Below are 16,772 nucleotides of genomic sequence, written 5' to 3'. Positions count from 1 at the left end.
AAGGAATTTTAATTATCTTTAAAGATAGATAATTGTTATTATATTTCGCAATTTGAGTTTTTAAAGGTTGAGTATTGTAAAGAATTAATCACGATAATGTTATTTATGTAATTTTGTTATAGATAAATTTCATTATTGATACCAATATTTAGAATGCCTAAAATTTTTCAATAAAGTATCATTTCGAGATTTTCAACAATTTAATTGTTTCTAGCCACTCTATAAAATATATTGGAGTGGCTGAAATTATCATTTATTTTTTATCTGTTTCAACAGTTTCATTAGATTTTTTTACTGCCACTTTTGGTAAACTGATTGTCAAGGACAATTCTTTTAATCGTTCTGCAGAAATCGGGGCAGGCGCTTCCATCATTAAATCATCACCTTGTTGATTTAATGGGAATAGAATGACCTCACGAATATTGGGTTCATCCATAAGAAGCATGACCATGCGATCAATACCAGGTGCGGCACCTCCATGAGGCGGAGCTCCATAACGGAATGCATTTAGCATACCACCAAAACGCTTTTCGACTTCTTCCTCTGGATATCCGGCAATTTCAAAGGCTTTGATCATGATGTCAGGTCGATGATTTCGAATTGCACCTGAAGAAAGTTCAATACCATTGCAGACGATATCATATTGATATGCATTAATTTCCAAAGGATTCTTGTTTATCAGTGCTTCAAGTCCACCCTGAGGCATGGAGAAGGGATTGTGAGAGAAATCAATCAATCCGGTTTCTTCATTGATTTCATACATAGGGAAATCAACAATCCAACAGAAACGGAAGGCGTTTTTTTCGATTAGATCAAGTTCTGTTGCAATTTTTGTTCGAACAGAACCGGAAAATTTAACCATATCAGGGCCTTGTCCAGCTACAAAGAAAACAGCATCGCCACTTTTTAAATGACAGGCCTGGCGGATCATTTCACAACGTTCTTCATCCAAATTTTTGGCAATTGGTCCTTTTGCCCCATTGTCTTCAAAGATGATGTATCCCAAACCACCCGCTTTCTCTTCTCTGGCCCATTTATTCAACTTATCGAAAAAAGAGCGGGGAAATGATCCTGCACCAGGAGCGGGAACAGCACGAACTTCTCCTCCTGCCTCAACAATTTTTGCAAAGAGACCAAAACTAGAATTTTTGAACGCTTCGGAAACATCAACAAGTTTTAAGGGGTTTCTTAAATCTGGTTTATCACTGCCATATTCTTTCATGGCTTGTTTATAGGGAATACGTTCAAAGGGTGCTGAACTTACAGTATGTGTAGGTGCAAATTCCATGAAAATGCCCTCCATAACAGGTTCCAGCGTTTCAAAAACATCTTCTTGAGTGACAAAAGACATTTCAAAATCAAGTTGATAAAATTCTCCTGGAGAACGATCCGCACGTGCAGCCTCGTCACGGAAACAGGGGGCTATTTGGAAATAGCGGTCAAAACCAGCCACCATTGCAAGCTGTTTGAATTGTTGCGGTGCCTGTGGCAATGCATAAAATTTTCCAGGATGTAGACGGGCAGGAACCAGAAAATCCCTGGCACCTTCAGGTGAAGAAGCTGTCAGGATAGGAGTTTGAAATTCAGTGAAACCCTGTTCAATCATTCTATGTCGAAGGCTTGCAATAATGTTTGACCTTAACATTAGATTGCGATGAACCCGTTCTCGACGTAGATCGATATAACGATATTTTAAACGTAAATCTTCCGGATAGTTTTCGTTGCCAGTCACTTGAAAAGGCAATACGTCAGCTGCGGAAATAATTTCAAGATCTTCAGCCTGAATTTCAATTTGTCCTGTTGGCAGTTTTGGATTAACGGTTTCTCCTTCACGAGCGACAACCTTACCTGTAATGCAAATAACGCTTTCCACTCTCAACCTTTCCGCAGTGTTCAGCAAAGGTGAATTGGCGGGAATAACAATCTGGGTAATACCAAAATGGTCGCGCAAATCGATAAAAAGTAAACCCCCATGATCTCTTTTACTATGTATCCATCCAGAAAGCTTAACAGTTGATCCAACATCCTGGGATCTTAGAGCGGCACAATTATGAGTGCGGTAGCGATGCATTGATATATCCTGTTTAAATTAAAATAATTAATTTTTTGATTATAAAGTGATTAATCAATTGCTTTACACTTTTTTAAAAAATTATAAAAGGACATCATATAATTCTGTTGATTAATATGATAAAAAAAGTGAGTATTTTGAGCTTTAGGTTTTCAGACTAGTTCAATATATTTTAAAATTGCTTCAAGCTGTTTTGGATTTTTAAAAAGATCGTTTAAAGAATATTGATTGAGTGTTTTATAAAAATTATTCATTGCCTCTATTAAAAATGCAGGTAGGTTGCAAGTACATTGAATAAGGCATTGATCGCATTTGACATAGGTTTCATCTTCCTCTGTGTTGCGAATAATGTCCCCAAGTTTGATACTGCCAGCATCTTTGTTTAAAGTTAATCCTCCATTTCTTCCACGCAATGTTTTGATAAACCCTTGTTTACCCAATCTATGGACAATTTTCATTAGATGATTTTGTGAAATCGAATAACAAGTCGCAATTTCATGGATAGAACAAAGTCGATCATGATGAACATGTAAATAGATCAGGGTTCTTAACGCATAATCTGTATATCGGGAAAGTTGCATAATATGTTGATAACTTTTATTGTTTCGAATATGTATATTATATATACATTTACAAAAAGTTTGAATGAATTTTTGTTTTGTCATAATAATAAAGGCTTAAAAGTAATTCTTTTAAGCCTTTATAAAAAAACGAAAATTACCGTTTCCACCAGCCGGAACGTGGCGTTTTGGTCGGTGTGTCATCTATGACAATGGGCTGTATTAAGGGTTGTTCGTTATTTTCATCAGCTTCTTTGGTTTTTTTGGGTTTTCGAAGCGTTGTTTTTTTGGCTGTAGTTGTTTTACGTGCTCTGGTAGTTTTTTTGATCTTCGTTTCCTTTTCCTCTTTATTATCCGATTTTTCCTCGGTTTCGTTTTCTTTAGACTCTTTTTTGCTTGATGCTCTTTTACGTGTCGTTTTGGTGGTGCCTGTGGATTTGGTGGTTTTAGTGGCCCGTCGACGTTTTGGAGCAGGTTTTTCCTCTTTTATTTCCAGATTATCTGAATTTTCATCCTCTTTATTTACAGCGTCAGAATTATCAATAACTTGATTTATCAAAGTTTCAGTTTCTTCACGATGAATCTGGCTTTTGTCGGCATCAATTTCAATTGAAACAAAGGTTGGAGTCACAGTTATTTCTTCAGGTTTTTCATTGATGACAGCTTCTGGTATAGGTTCAGCCTCAAGAATGGGAGTAAAGTCATTATTTTTTTGAGCCTTACCTTGTCCTTTTTTATAACGGTTACGACGGGAATGATGGGATTGTCTTTTATCCTTGGAGTTACTATATGTTTTTTTGTTTTCTTTATATTGTTCCGGATAAGAATCGAGAATTGTATCGTCTTGTTTATGCTCTATGGAAACAGAATTTTGACGTAATGCTTTTGATTCAGGCTTTAGATCAATAACTTTATCCTCTATCTCATCTTGTCTATAATCTGTTTTTGAATTTGTCTGATATTCAAGATAGGATTGGATTGGTATTTCCCTGACAAAAAGATTCTCCTGAATTACATTTGGTGTAGATTGAAGTATTTCATCATCAGGTTCCATATCAAGTGAGGAATCAGTTTTGCTTGAAAAACGGACATTATGAGAGGACAGGGTTGAATCAATTGTAAATTCAATCTTGATTTTATATTTCTTTTCAATATCCGCCAGCCATCTGCGTTTTTGGTTGAGAATATTCAAGGCAATTTCACCGGATGAAATGGAAACGGTTAAAATTCCTGGTTTGATTTTACGAGCTTCTTCATCAATCTGTCTGATGATTTGTAAAGAAATATTGGCGTCACTTCGAATAATACCTGTTCCATTACAAGCGGAACATGGAGTGAAGGCAAATTCAGCAATAGAGGGACGTAATCTTTGACGGGTCATTTCCAGTAAGCCAAAGGAGGAGATGGAACCGATCTGAATTCGTGCACGGTCTTTGTGAAGTAGAGATTTCAAACGACGTTCAACAATATAATTATGCTTCTTGTTTTCCATATCAATGAAATCGATAACGATTAATCCAGCCAGATCTCTCAACCTTAACTGGCGTGCAATTTCATTGGCGGCTTCCTGATTGGTTCTCAATGCAGTTTCTTCAAGATCTTTTTCCTTGATTGAACGGCCTGAATTTACATCAATAGCAACCAAAGCCTCTGTTTGATTAATGACTAAATATCCCCCTGATTTTAGTTGGACAATCGGGGAAAGCATTTGATCAATCAAATTTTCAACCTTGTAATAAGAAAAAAGAGATTGTTTTTGATCTCTCCACAGATGAAGCTTATGTACATTTTGCGGCATCAATGCACGCATATAATCTCTCGCTTGAGACCAAGCATCCTCGCCATCTATCAAAATCTCATTAATATCTTGTGTATAATTATCACGTAATGTCAATTTCAATAAGTTGGAATCTTCATAAATAAGAGCTGGCGCAATCGACTTCATGGTTAGATTGCGTATTTCATCCCATAAGTGAAGCAGATATTCCCCATCTTTTAGGGTATCTGCTTTTGGGCATTGGGCTCCTGCAGTACGGATAATCATTCCCATATGTGATGGGATATTCAGTTCAGTGATAATATCCTTCAATCGTTTTCTTTCAGATGGTGAAGTGATTTTTCTAGAAATTCCGCCATTCCGTAAGGAATTTGGCATTAAAACACAATAGCGTCCTGCCAAAGATAGATAGGTTGTTAATGCCGCGCCTTTATTTCCACGTTCTTCTTTTACCACTTGAACGAGGATAATTTGTCTTTTATGAATAACTTCCTGAATTTTATAGTTCTTGATTATGCTATTATGGGAATGAACCATGTCTTCATAATAGGAAGGCTGATCTGGATCCAATTCTTGATCCGGATTTGGTTCTTCCTCCATTTTATTTAATTCTTGGATTTCCAGCAGTTTTTTTCGGTCTGCAACGGGAATTTGATAATAATCAGGGTGAATTTCATTAAAAGCTAAAAAACCATGGCGATTTCCACCATAATCAACAAAAGCAGCCTGTAGACTGGGTTCAATTCTGATTACTTTGGCTAGGTAGATATTACCTTTTATTTGTTTCTTTGCGGAATTTTCAATATCATATCCCTCGATGTAATTGCCATCAAGGATCACGACGCGTGTTTCTTCTTTATAGCTGGCATCAATCAGCATTTTTTTGTTCATGTTTTACTAATACTCCGGTGATTGTAGTCACAATCCATAGTTTTTTGAAGAAATGCTTTTTGTTGGAAACATGTTTTTAATTATCGTCTTAAGGGAAATGTAACCATGAAGCATTTTTAATTAGGAATTTCGATCATTTTTTGTTTATTTCTGAATTGTTATAAGATTTAAAATAATTTTAAATTCTAGATTGCTTTCATTAAATTTTTGTAAATATTAAATGGACATATTTTCGCTATCAAAAATAAACAATAATTTATAGGACTTTATAGGTTATTGATTTGTTATTAAAAATAAAGACCTACAATTATTTTAATATCTCAAAACGCGTTATGAAAGCAAAGGTTTTTTGTTGCTAAAAACGTGATTTATGGCTTTTGATCAAAAAAAATGTAGAATTATTGCAATAATGTCGAATTATACACTGAATCCTATTTCGGGTATACAGATTTTTAGACATGAATTAACATTATTAATATACATTTTGATAAGGTAATATAGATTGAAATGGCTTTAAATTTTTCCAGACGAAATACGTTATTAATGTCAATAGGAGTTTTGTTTCCTTCCTTTTCATTTGCCATGAAACAAAAAAGGCAAAAAAGAATTGGAACAATTGGAAAAGGTTGTAATCAAGTTAAATCCACTTCCAAGGTGAGGACATTCAAAGGTAAAACCAAGACGCCAGCTATCATTGGCAAAGCCAGACCTGCTTTACCATTAATTGTGCTGGATCCTGGTCATGGTGGAAAGGATCCTGGAGCCATAGGATATTCTGGAACCTATGAAAAACATGTTGCATACGCTACGGCTGTGGAACTTGCCAATCAGTTGAGACGCTCCGGACGATATCAAGTTTATCTGACAAGAAGCTCAGATCATTTTATTCCCTTGAATGGACGTGTAGATTTTGCCCAAAAAAAAGGGGCGAACCTTTTCATATCGATGCATGCGGATGCCTTGCGGAATTCATCTGTGCGAGGTGCAAGTGTCTATACTTTATCCAATCATGCATCTGATGCACAATCTGCTGCATTGGCTTCAGTTGAAAATCAAGCTGATCGTTATGGTGGCCCCAATATTCATGTAACTTCTCCAGCGGTGGAAAAGATATTGGCCAGCCTGGTTAAAATGGAAACAAAAAAAGAATCTGCGGCAATGGCGCAAAATGTTGTCTTATCGTTTAATTCCCGTGTTGGTTTGTTGCCTAATCCCAAAAGACATGCCGCTTTTGTGGTTTTAAAATCAGTAAACATTCCATCAATTCTTGTTGAAATGGGGTTTATGTCTAATCGTAAAGATGAAGCCGCTTTACGTCAGTCTTCATATAGACAGTTAATAGCCATGTCCATGAAAAATGCTGTTGATCGGTATTTTACAATTGGCGGAAGTGTAACACATTTAACGGGCTAAAAAATAGGACTTGCTTTTTTTGGGGAAAAGTGATGTCATATCAGCATGAAATTTATGGTATTCTCTCTTATGGAAAAAATTTTTTTCTATTTTAAAAATAGAGAACGGATATCTGTGTTTTGTTTGATCTTTCAACTTAGCAGCCCCTAGGTAAGATAACCTTGTAAAATAGGTTATCTTATTTAGGGGTTTTTTTTGTAATTTCCTTTAAAAATTTATTTTTTTATAGGCAAACTGAGGGCGTGAGTTGCGTCCAGAATATGCCTGTAAACGATTATGAAGGTTCATCGGATATGAATATAAATCATCCATCATTTGGAAAAATTGACAAAAATAGAGTTATTTTTTTTGATACAACGTTACGTGATGGTGAACAGTCCCCTGGTTTTTCAATGAATTTGGATGAAAAACTGAGAATGGCTAGAATATTGACTGAATTAGGAGTTGATGTAATCGAGGCAGGATTTCCCGTTGCGTCAACAGGAGATTTTGAAAGCGTTTACAGAATTGCTGAGCTAATCAAAGACTCAGTTATTTGTAGCTTGGCACGTTCAGGTGGTAAAAATGATATTGAAAAGGCAGGGGAAGCTTTAAAACCGGCCAAGCGTAAACGTATTCATAATTTCATTTCGACTTCTCCACTGCATATGAAATATAAATTGCGTATGGAACCTGAAACCGTTTTGGAAATTATTGCCGATGGAAATAAAAAGGCCAGACAATTTACAGATGACGTTCAATGGTCAGCGGAGGATGGATCACGCACAGACCCAGATTTTTTATGTCGCTGTGTTGAAGTGGCCATTAAAAATGGAGCGACAACAATTAACATTCCTGATACGGTTGGTTATTCAACTCCTGAAGATATGCGTCGTATATTTAAAGATTTGTTGGAACGGGTTCCAGGTGCTGATCAGGTCATTTTTTCTTGTCATAACCATAATGATTTGGGATTAGGGGTGGCTAATACTATCGCATCACTGCAAGGTGGAGCAAGGCAAGTTGAGTGTACGATCAATGGAATTGGTGAACGGGCCGGGAATGCTGCCCTGGAAGAAATAACAATGATTTTACGGACACGTCATGATGAATTTCCTTATGATAACAGGATAATTTCTAAGAAATTATTAAATGCCTCACGGACTTTATCAACGATTACCGGGTTCGATGTGCAACCGAATAAGGCAATTGTAGGTAGAAACGCATTTGCACATGAAAGTGGTATCCATCAAGATGGAATGTTGAAAAATGCAGAAACCTACGAGATCATGACACCTGAAAGTGTAGGCTGGAACCGTTCCTCTTTTGTTTTGGGCAAACATTCGGGTCGTGCTGCTTTTAGGGACAAATTAAAATCATTGGGATATGATGAATTTTCTGATGAGAAATTAAACGAGGCGTTTCAGCGATTCAAGACGTTGGCTGATCAAAAGAAGACGGTTTACGATGATGATATTTCGGCTTTGGTTGATGATGAAGTCAGAGATCACGAATTTATCCGGTTTATTGATATGTCAATTAAAAGTGGGATAAGAGCTTCTGAGGTTTTATTGACTCTTGAAGTTGACAAACAAAATAAAAAAGTCGAATTTACGGGAAATAGCGGGTCGGTTGACGCAGCTTTCAATGCGATTAGGAAAATTTTCCCTCATCCTGAAGCAACATTATCCCTATTCTCGATCGGGGCTGTTACGCAGGGAACGGATGCACAGGCAAAAACAACTGTAAGGTTGGAAGAAAATGGCAAAACAGTTGATGGTCAAGGAACAGATGTTGATACCGTGGTTTCTGCTGTTAAGGCCTATGTCCATGCTTTAAATAAATTGTTAACAAAGCGTCAGCGACAGAAACCAGAAAACGTTTCTTAAAAATGGAACGGCGTTTTGACGCCGTTTTTGATTAACGACGGGATGAATTGTAATTATTAACTGGTTGCTGACGATATTGTTGGTTTTGATAGTACTGATTATTATAATTGGGTCCTGGACGATTAGGTGTTGTCAAAGCGCCAACACCTGCCCCTAACGCTCCACCAGATAAAGCTCCAATAGCGGCTCCTCTTCCCCCTCCTGCAAGGGCCCCGATGGCTGCTCCGGTTCCACCACCAATAAGTGCACCAGTTCCTGCCCTTCCACCAGCACTATAGCCATTATCACAGGCAGTTAAAAAAGAAACAGATAATATAACGGTTGAAAACCCCAAAAAAGTTTGTTTGCTAATTCTAAACATTTATAAATTCTCCTTGTTATTTATTTATATAAAATATGTTTTTTGTCATTTTTATGAAAATTTGATTTTTGATTATTAAAATTAATTTTTAAAAAGACATAAAAAAGTCAGAATAAAACGTATAAACAGTGAAACATAAATAATATGCTAAGGGGGTTTAAATAATTATTTTTTCGATTCGTTTTTTTTAAATGAATTTTTATTTAAATGAGAAAAATAGTATTCAAAATAGGTAATTACATTGTAGAAGATGATTTTTTTACATTTTTTTTTAGTGAACGATACTTTAAGGTAAAAATAATATATAAGGCTATATAGCATTTGCCAGATAACGCTTGCTCCATTGGTTGTAAATGAGTAAGTCGAAAGGAAATACTGTGAAAAGTAGGGGTTGGTAATTTCTATCAAATTGTGATGATAGAAATTTAAGACAAATTTTTGTTAGAATTATAAGTTTGTTGTCGGGAGTTTTGGATGTTTTCTCGTCTGTTTGGTTTTATGTCTGCAGACATGGCAATTGATCTTGGAACGGCTAATACACTAGTCTATGTCAAAGGTCGTGGAATAGTATTGAATGAACCATCAGTTGTTGCCATTGCTGATGTTCGTGGGAAAAAGCAGGTTTTGGCCGTTGGGGAAGAGGCCAAAAATATGGTGGGAAGAACGCCTGGTAATATAACTGCTATACGGCCAATGCGGGATGGTGTCATTGCGGATTTTGAAGTTGCGGAAGAGATGATTAAGCATTTCATACATAAAGTGCATAATCGTCGTATGTTTGCCAGCCCGCAAATCGTAATTTGTGTTCCATCGGGATCAACGGCCGTTGAAAGGCGAGCTATTCAGGAAAGCGCAGAAAGTGCAGGTGCTCGACGGGTTCAGCTGATTGAAGAACCTATGGCTGCTGCAATTGGGGCCGGTTTGCCAGTTACGGAACCCTCTGGCAGCATGATTGTTGATATCGGAGGAGGTACGACCGAGGTTGCAGTAATTTCCCTGGGGGGAATTGTTTATGCGCGTTCCGTTCGAGTTGGTGGTGACCGAATGGATGATGCCATCATTGCCTATATACGTCGTAATCATAATCTTTTAATTGGTGAGAGTTCAGCGGAAAAATTGAAAATGGAACTGGGAGCCGCTATTCCCGATTCCTCCAAGGAGGATGGCGGTCCTTGGCGTGAAGTAAAAGGCCGAGATTTGATGAATGGAGTGCCCAGGGAAGTTTTGGTTTCCCAGGAGCAAATTGCCGATAGTTTGGCTGAACCGGTTTCTCAAATTGTCGAGGCAGTATCCGTTGCTTTAGAGAATACCCCTCCAGAACTGGCTGCTGATATTGTTGATAAAGGGATTATGTTGACAGGTGGGGGCAGTCAATTGCTTCGACTGGATGATGTTTTGCGACAGGCGACAGGGTTACCTATTATTGTTGCAGAAAATCCATTGGACTGTGTGGCTTTGGGAACGGGACGTGCATTGGAGGAAATGAAAAAGCTTAGGAATGTTTTAACAACTATGTATTAGTTGTTACGTCAACACAATTGAGAAAATATAAAAAATAGCGTTAATATTAATAAGCAATATACAGTTTGGTATATTGCTCATCTTATATATTAAGTAGCTGGTTTAAAATGAAAAATAACGTAAAAATATTACGATAATGATTCCTATATCCATTCAAATCAAGCAAGCGTTGGCAAAATTAATCTTACCATTCTTATTTGTAATGGCGAGTTTAATCATGTTGCTTGGCCAGGCAAAACCCAAATTAATAGAAGATATACGGTTAAAAGTTATTGATTTTCTTTTGCCTGCCTATGTTTTGGTGGAGAGACCGTTTGATATTGTTCATGGTTTTTTTCTGAATGTTAATACAGTTAAAAATATTTCTCAGGAAAAAAAGAAACTTGAAGAGGAAAATGCGCAACTTAAGGGATGGTATCATGTTGCAATAGGATTGGCAGAGGAAAATGTTGAATTGAAAAATCAATTGCATTGGATACCCGATCCGACAATATCCTATATTACCGCACATGTTGCCGCAGATGGAAGCGGAATTTATCATAAGGCAGTTTTGGTGATGCTACAACCGGGGCATGGCGTGCACGCCGGTGAAATTGCCTTGAGTGGTTTCGGTTTGATAGGTAGAGTGACAGAAATTGGTGATCGTTCTGCCAGGATACTCTTAATCAATGATCTTGCCAGTCGAATTCCTGTTAATTTAATGAGTTCACATGTACAGGCGATTATGGCTGGTGATAACAGTCTTTATCCCAAATTGATTTTTTACCCGGAAGATAAACCTCCAACTGAAGGGGAGAAAGTTTTGACTGACAATAAAGGAAACGCTTTTCCGACTGGAATCCCTGTTGGTTTCGTACATTATCTTGAACCTGGACATCCCGTTGTTGTGCCTTACACTTCATTGGAAAGTCTGAGAATTGTTCGAATTTTTGATTTTAAAAATTATGATATCATTCCACCTGATGCACCGGGACGTGTAAATCTGGCTAAAAAGAAGATGAAAACCAGGCCCGTCGCCAATCCTGAATTACTAGGCCATGATTAGGAATGATTAAAAAAGAAAAATCATCTGAAAGTAAAACACATAAAAGGCATCCAGGGATACGTCCTTCTTTAACGAGGTGTCAAAAAATTGATGCTGTCATTCGTTGGATGGTTCCTTTGGGATTTAATCTGTTTGTAATTTTAATCTTTTCAGTTCCCTTGAATATTCCTGGCCGTAATGAACTTTTATTGGCTATTGTGATATCATCGGTTTATTTTTGGTCAATTTATCGTCCAACTTCCATGCCGGCAATTGGTGTTTTTTTTCTGGGGTTTCTTATTGATCTCCTAAACTTTTCCTCACTTGGTGTTGTGATTTTCATTTTACTTATTGTTTATGGAATGGCAATCACGCAGCGTTTTCGTCTGGCAAGATATAATTTTTTAATAGTCTGGTTAATTTTTTCAATAATTGCATTGAGTGTTTTTTTTATACAATGGCTGTTGATTTCTTTGTTAAGTTTAAAGCTGGTTTCAGTTTCATACTTTATATTTGAGATGGTTTTTGCTATAGGATTTTATCCGCTCTTATCAATCATGTTTACCTGGGCCCATCGTACCATAGCTGATCCCGAACAGGTGTAGAACAACTTGTAAAATGAAGAAAAGATTACCCTATCGTATCAGAAATGTATTGTCAGATACGAATTCGCGACGTGTATTTACGCGGCGGGCAATTTTGATTCTAGCGGCTCAAACAGGGATCTTGTCTTTATTGGCTAATCGTCTTTATAAATTGCAGGTTGTAAATGGCGATCGATATATAAAAATGGCCAAGAAAAACCTTATAAGCAAAAGGTTATTGTCTCCACCTCGTGGACGTATCCTTGATCGTTTCGGGGCCATTCTTGCCAATAACAAGATAAATTGGAGGGCCATGCTTATACCTGAAGAAACAGACAATGTTTCTGATGTGATAGAACGGTTTGCTGATTTAATTTCCTTGGATGAGCATGATTACGCCCGTATACAATGGAATTTGGATCATCAACGTCGTTTTATACCCATTATGTTGAAAGATTTTCTGTCTCGTGACGAAATGACGATTATCGAGGTGAATTCGCCTTCCCTACCAGGTATTGTCATTGATGTGGGTACTAAAAGACTTTATCCATTGGAAGGTTTGTTGGCTCATATTGTCGGTTATGTAGCGCCCCCAAATGATAAAGACATTGCACAGAATACCATTTTGGCTTTGCCAGGTATGCGAGTGGGTCGGTCCGGGATCGAGCAGACTCAGGAAAATGATCTATGTGGAAAGGCCGGTGAGGTTCAGGTTGAAGTAGATTCCGTGGGACATATCATTACAGAATTAGGCCATGTTGATAGTATCCAGGGCCAGGATGTGGCCTTGACCATTGATGTTGAATTGCAAAAGGAAATTTCCTCAATCGTCGCGGACCAATCCGCCAGTGCAGTTGTTTTAGATTGTCGGAATGGGGAAGTGATGGCAATGGTCAGTAATCCATCTTTTGATCCTTCCTTATTTGACAGTGGTGTCAGTCATGCACAATGGAAGACCTGGATTCAAGATGAAAGGAGTCCCTTAACAAATAAGGCAGTGGCAGGTTCCTATCCTCCCGGTTCAACCTTTAAACCTGCTGTTGCCCTAGCTGCGCTTGAAGCTTCAACGATTACGGAAAATACGCGTATTCATTGCCCGGGTTATTATGATTATGGGGGAAGCCGGTTTCATTGCTGGAATAAATATGGACATGGGTCACTCGATTTGCATGGTGCCCTAAAATATTCTTGTGATGTATATTTTTACGAGGTTGCCCGCAGGACGGGAATGGAAGCAATTCATGCCACATGTGATAAGCTCGGTTTGGGAGTGGAGTTGCCGATTGAGTTGACTCATGTGCGTTCCGGGTTAATTCCCACTCCTAAATGGCGTGAGTCCCGAGGACATCACTGGAATGTAGGTGATACAATCGTCAGCGGTATTGGACAGGGATTTGTTCATGTAACCCCATTGCAGCTTGCCACTTATGTGGCGAGAATTGCCACGGGTAAAAAAATTGATCCGCATCTTATTAGGAAACGTAATAATATTTTGGTTCCGCAAGCAGATCCAAACTATTGGCAAAAACTGGATATCAAGCCTGATTTTCTAAAAATGATCAGATTTGGAATGTATGCTGTAGTAAATGAAAACAAAGGTTCGGGTGCAAAAGCAAAAATGGATTATCATGGTATGTTATTGGCTGGAAAAACGGGTACGGCACAGGTAAAGAGTGTTTCCCGTGCATTGAGAGAAAGTGGCCATTTCAATTCTGCTAATTTGCCATGGAAATATCGTCCTCATGCGCTGTTTATTTGTTTTGCCCCTTATGATGATCCACAATATGCGATCTCTTTAATTGTTGAACATGGTAATGCTGCGGCTTCTGTTGCGGCGCCTTTGGCACGTGAGATGATGGTTGCAACATTAAAGTGTGATCCTGCAAAAAATTGGGAAAAAGATCAGTCTAAAAATACAAGAACGGAAACAGGTGATTCAAAACCATCTGAAGTTGAATGAAGTATAGACATAATGGTTTTTGAGAAACGTTTATTAAGAGCAGAACCAAATTTTAGAATTCTGGGCAAGCTTTGGCGAGTTAACTGGTTGTTTGTTGGATTGATTTGCCTTCTTGCAATGGTTGGTTATTTTGCCCAATATTCCGCTGGGGGAGGATCTTCCCATCCTTATGCTCATTCACAATTTGTTAAATTTTGCGTGGGTTTTATAATCATGATAGGGTTGGCGTTAACTCCTCCGCAAATATTGGTAAAACTGGCTTGGCCTCTTTATGGACTGGCTGTAATGTTATTGGTTGCAGTATTGCATATGGGGCATGTGGGTAAAGGAGCAGAGCGCTGGATTATAATTGGCGGTATTGCCTTGCAACCTTCTGAATTAATGAAAATTGCCTTGGTTCTTTTATTGTCCAGCTGGTTTTACAAAATTAGCTGGAAGCAGATGGCAAATCCATTACGCCTGATTATTCCTGCAATCCTTGTATTATTACCTGTTGTTCTTGTATTAAAAGAACCGAACTTGGGCACAGCGGTTATTATAGGTTGTATAGGGGCTGTTATTTTTTTTGCGGCAGGTATGCGCTGGTATTTGATTCTTTTGTTACTAACACCGATCCCGTTTGTCATAAAGTTGGTTTATAATCATTTGCATGATTATCAGAAAGCGAGGATTACCACTTTCATGCATCCTGAAAATGATCCATTAGGAGCGGGATATAATATCATCCAGTCAAAAATAGCATTGGGATCTGGTGGAATGTGGGGGCAGGGATATTTGCATGGTACACAGGGGCAATTGAATTTCTTACCAGAAAAACAAACTGATTTCATCTTTACGATGATTGCAGAGGAATGGGGTTTTGTGGGGGGAATCTGTGTTATAGGGTTATTACTATTAATTATTGTGGGTGGCATGGTTATCGCCATGCGGTCACGTAATCAGTTTGGTCGCTTGCTTGCATTGGGGATCACGATGAATTTCTTTTTTTATTGTGCAGTTAATCTTTCAATGGTTATGGGTGCCATACCCGTGGGGGGTGTGCCGTTACCAATGGTATCCTATGGAGGGTCAGCCCTGCTGACGGTAATGTTTGGATTTGGTCTTTTATTATCTGTACAAGTTCATAAAAATTCAACATTTGGTGAGGATCAATCTTATAAAAAGATATAATAATGACTGGAATATTACCTGCGACAAATAAAATTAGATCTAACTATATTAAAAGTATATATCAGGCTGGAACTGTTAAAATCAGAATAGGGCACTATCCTTTAAATTTACCAAAACGCTATAAAAGTGAGAAACTGGTTATGATGAGTGCCTGTAATCCGGGAGGAAGAATAAAGGCCAAGGGATGGAACAAGCGCATGATGCAAAAACTTTCCTTGTATTTGTCAGGCTATGATTACAGAAAAGGGACAGGAACTTTAAGAAATTTTTCAGAGCCATTATTTATGGTTGTCATGGATCCTAGAAAGGCGATCGTATTGGCAAGAAAGTTTCGTCAAAACGCGATTGTTGTTATACAAGATCAACGATTATCGCGTTTGGTATTTCTGAATTGATGGAACTAGAAAACAAAGTTCACCGCCATTTGAGGCTGAACAAAATTATTTGCATTATGCCCGTCCACGGTTAAAGCCGTTCCAACAATAATACCTATGCGGGTGGAGGGATTATATTCGATTGCTGGTGCAACCTGAATGTCATGGGAGGCACCATTTACTTTACGTTGATAGGAATGGGGTTTATCAAGATATCCTCCTTTTATTCGAGTGCCCTTTGCCCAATCATAAACAAGATCAAAAGCCATTAACCATTTTTTATCCAGACCGTACTCCAGGGAAAAACCAGTATTGCCAAAAAGTTTTGATCTTGCTTTTCCACGAAATCCAGTATCAGTGCCGTAACTGCTAATATTGCGGAGATTAACGGAATTCAGAGGTTCCCTGCCCATACCCCAAACACGAATTCGAATGGCTTTATCAAATACCTGATATGCGGCTTGGGACTGCAATCCAAATCTCAGCGTATAATTGCCTGTTCCTGCACCGTCCAAATGACGACCAAGATTGTTATAATTGCCTGTTGGAAAGATCATGCCAAGGACAGTAGTTAGGCTAGGTTGGTAATGGGCATCTTCTTGATCAATCCAACGATATTGAATCTCAAAAGGTAAATCCGAGAAATGAACTGTACTAGCTGATGTGTGACCGTTCCAAGTATAGCGGATCTGGGGCACAATCTGAACTGACAGGCGATCGGTTGCTGCATATTTAACCAATGTATAATTCAGGGTATTATCAGTTCTATGTTTGGAATTTTTGGTTTTTCCATTTGCCTGATAGGCACCACGGCTTATTGTGTTTTGCAAATACGGTTCGATAACAAAAGTCCCGGCATTGACCAATGCCCCGGATGGTGCCAACAAGGAACCTGTATATCTTTGTTCCTGTAAAATTTTGGAACCTGTATCTTCCTTGTTTTCCTCTTGTGTAGCTTCAAGCGCAATGTCGTTCGGGACAGCGTATACGTTTACAGAAGGGTTGAGTAAACCGAAAAAAACAAAACAAAAATAACTAATTTTAATTCTGTTTTTAAGCATACGAAATAGAATACAGGAATTGCTGAAAATTTGAGTCATAAAATGGCTCCTAGTCAGGGATAATTCATAATGCTTCTATAGAATGACCTTATAATTGTTATAAATTATAAGGTTATCAGATAGTTGCTTATTCTATA

General features: G+C 38.0%; 13 protein-coding genes. 8 read left to right on the top strand and 5 right to left on the bottom strand.

The features are described 5' to 3' along the window. Positions 1-253 precede the first annotated feature (253 nt). From aspS to D9V35_RS06410, 3 genes are all read right to left on the bottom strand, one after another. Entirely contained in the window at positions 254-2,071 is a 1,818-nt protein-coding gene (gene aspS, locus D9V35_RS06420) for an aspartate--tRNA ligase (RefSeq protein ID WP_122123824.1), read from the bottom strand. Between the two features lie 152 nt (positions 2,072-2,223). After that, positions 2,224-2,652 carry an RrF2 family transcriptional regulator gene (locus D9V35_RS06415; protein WP_110438610.1) on the bottom strand — a complete coding sequence of 143 codons (429 nt, stop codon included), beginning with the start codon at positions 2,650-2,652 and terminating at the stop codon, positions 2,224-2,226. Between the two features lie 136 nt (positions 2,653-2,788). Then, on the bottom strand, positions 2,789-5,299 hold the full coding sequence (locus D9V35_RS06410) for an Rne/Rng family ribonuclease (protein ID WP_122123823.1): 2,511 nt from the start codon (positions 5,297-5,299) through the stop codon (positions 2,789-2,791). A gap of 507 nt (positions 5,300-5,806) precedes the next feature. Between D9V35_RS06410 and D9V35_RS06405 the strand changes: the two genes are divergently transcribed. Together D9V35_RS06405 and D9V35_RS06400 are read left to right on the top strand one after the other, a co-directional pair. Then, positions 5,807-6,712, top strand: coding sequence for an N-acetylmuramoyl-L-alanine amidase family protein (locus D9V35_RS06405; protein ID WP_122123822.1), 906 nt, complete (start codon positions 5,807-5,809; stop codon positions 6,710-6,712). A gap of 293 nt (positions 6,713-7,005) precedes the next feature. Beyond that, a complete protein-coding gene (locus D9V35_RS06400; RefSeq protein WP_110438609.1) occupies positions 7,006-8,580 on the top strand; it encodes a 2-isopropylmalate synthase in 1,575 nt (524 codons plus the stop codon). A 31-nt stretch (positions 8,581-8,611) separates the two neighbouring features. On the opposite strand, the gene D9V35_RS06395 is transcribed toward D9V35_RS06400, so the two are convergent. Then, a complete protein-coding gene (locus D9V35_RS06395; protein ID WP_196424715.1) occupies positions 8,612-8,941 on the bottom strand; it encodes a hypothetical protein in 330 nt (109 codons plus the stop codon). Positions 8,942-9,415: 474 nt separating this feature from the next. Here D9V35_RS06395 and D9V35_RS06390 point away from each other — a divergent pair, with 474 nt between their 5' ends. From D9V35_RS06390 to D9V35_RS06365, 6 genes are all read left to right on the top strand, one after another. Further along, positions 9,416-10,462 (top strand): rod shape-determining protein, encoded by a 1,047-nt coding sequence (locus D9V35_RS06390; RefSeq protein ID WP_110438296.1) that lies wholly within the window; start codon positions 9,416-9,418, stop codon positions 10,460-10,462. A 136-nt stretch (positions 10,463-10,598) separates the two neighbouring features. After that, entirely contained in the window at positions 10,599-11,507 is a 909-nt protein-coding gene (mreC, locus tag D9V35_RS06385) for a rod shape-determining protein MreC (RefSeq protein ID WP_110438295.1), read from the top strand. Between the two features lie 2 nt (positions 11,508-11,509). Beyond that, positions 11,510-12,091 carry a hypothetical protein gene (locus D9V35_RS06380; RefSeq protein ID WP_240993352.1) on the top strand — a complete coding sequence of 194 codons (582 nt, stop codon included), beginning with the start codon at positions 11,510-11,512 and terminating at the stop codon, positions 12,089-12,091. A gap of 13 nt (positions 12,092-12,104) precedes the next feature. Continuing rightward, entirely contained in the window at positions 12,105-14,030 is a 1,926-nt protein-coding gene (mrdA, locus tag D9V35_RS06375) for a penicillin-binding protein 2 (RefSeq protein WP_122123821.1), read from the top strand. A 12-nt stretch (positions 14,031-14,042) separates the two neighbouring features. After that, positions 14,043-15,200 carry a rod shape-determining protein RodA gene (gene rodA, locus D9V35_RS06370; protein ID WP_110438293.1) on the top strand — a complete coding sequence of 386 codons (1,158 nt, stop codon included), beginning with the start codon at positions 14,043-14,045 and terminating at the stop codon, positions 15,198-15,200. A 2-nt stretch (positions 15,201-15,202) separates the two neighbouring features. Continuing rightward, positions 15,203-15,595 carry a DUF3293 domain-containing protein gene (locus D9V35_RS06365; RefSeq protein ID WP_110438292.1) on the top strand — a complete coding sequence of 131 codons (393 nt, stop codon included), beginning with the start codon at positions 15,203-15,205 and terminating at the stop codon, positions 15,593-15,595. 5 nt (positions 15,596-15,600) lie between these two features. Here D9V35_RS06365 and D9V35_RS06360 read toward each other — a convergent pair whose 3' ends face one another. Then, the gene (locus D9V35_RS06360) at positions 15,601-16,674 is read right to left on the bottom strand and encodes a hypothetical protein (RefSeq protein ID WP_122123820.1); all 1,074 of its coding nucleotides are present in this window, start codon (positions 16,672-16,674) and stop codon (positions 15,601-15,603) included. Positions 16,675-16,772: the final 98 nt, after the last annotated feature.

Origin of the sequence: Commensalibacter melissae, assembly GCF_003691365.1 — a bacterium.
Taxonomy (GTDB): domain Bacteria; phylum Pseudomonadota; class Alphaproteobacteria; order Acetobacterales; family Acetobacteraceae; genus Commensalibacter; species Commensalibacter melissae.
This window is presented reverse-complemented; position numbering and strand designations above follow the sequence as displayed.

What these genes read in the sequence shown, in the direction of transcription:
- D9V35_RS06405 (WP_122123822.1), top strand. Translation starts at nt 5,807, where the DNA reads ATGGCTTTAAATTTTTCCAGACGAAATACGTTATTAATGTCAATAGGA.
- D9V35_RS06415 (WP_110438610.1), bottom strand. Translation starts at nt 2,652, where the DNA reads ATGCAACTTTCCCGATATACAGATTATGCGTTAAGAACCCTGATCTAT.
- D9V35_RS06395 (WP_196424715.1), bottom strand. Translation starts at nt 8,941, where the DNA reads ATGTTTAGAATTAGCAAACAAACTTTTTTGGGGTTTTCAACCGTTATA.
- D9V35_RS06365 (WP_110438292.1), top strand. Translation starts at nt 15,203, where the DNA reads ATGACTGGAATATTACCTGCGACAAATAAAATTAGATCTAACTATATT.
- mrdA (WP_122123821.1), top strand. Translation starts at nt 12,105, where the DNA reads ATGAAGAAAAGATTACCCTATCGTATCAGAAATGTATTGTCAGATACG.
- D9V35_RS06400 (WP_110438609.1), top strand. Translation starts at nt 7,006, where the DNA reads ATGAATATAAATCATCCATCATTTGGAAAAATTGACAAAAATAGAGTT.
- D9V35_RS06390 (WP_110438296.1), top strand. Translation starts at nt 9,416, where the DNA reads ATGTTTTCTCGTCTGTTTGGTTTTATGTCTGCAGACATGGCAATTGAT.
- rodA (WP_110438293.1), top strand. Translation starts at nt 14,043, where the DNA reads ATGGTTTTTGAGAAACGTTTATTAAGAGCAGAACCAAATTTTAGAATT.
- D9V35_RS06410 (WP_122123823.1), bottom strand. Translation starts at nt 5,299, where the DNA reads ATGAACAAAAAAATGCTGATTGATGCCAGCTATAAAGAAGAAACACGC.
- D9V35_RS06360 (WP_122123820.1), bottom strand. Translation starts at nt 16,674, where the DNA reads ATGACTCAAATTTTCAGCAATTCCTGTATTCTATTTCGTATGCTTAAA.
- D9V35_RS06380 (WP_240993352.1), top strand. Translation starts at nt 11,510, where the DNA reads ATGATTAAAAAAGAAAAATCATCTGAAAGTAAAACACATAAAAGGCAT.
- aspS (WP_122123824.1), bottom strand. Translation starts at nt 2,071, where the DNA reads ATGCATCGCTACCGCACTCATAATTGTGCCGCTCTAAGATCCCAGGAT.
- mreC (WP_110438295.1), top strand. Translation starts at nt 10,599, where the DNA reads ATGATTCCTATATCCATTCAAATCAAGCAAGCGTTGGCAAAATTAATC.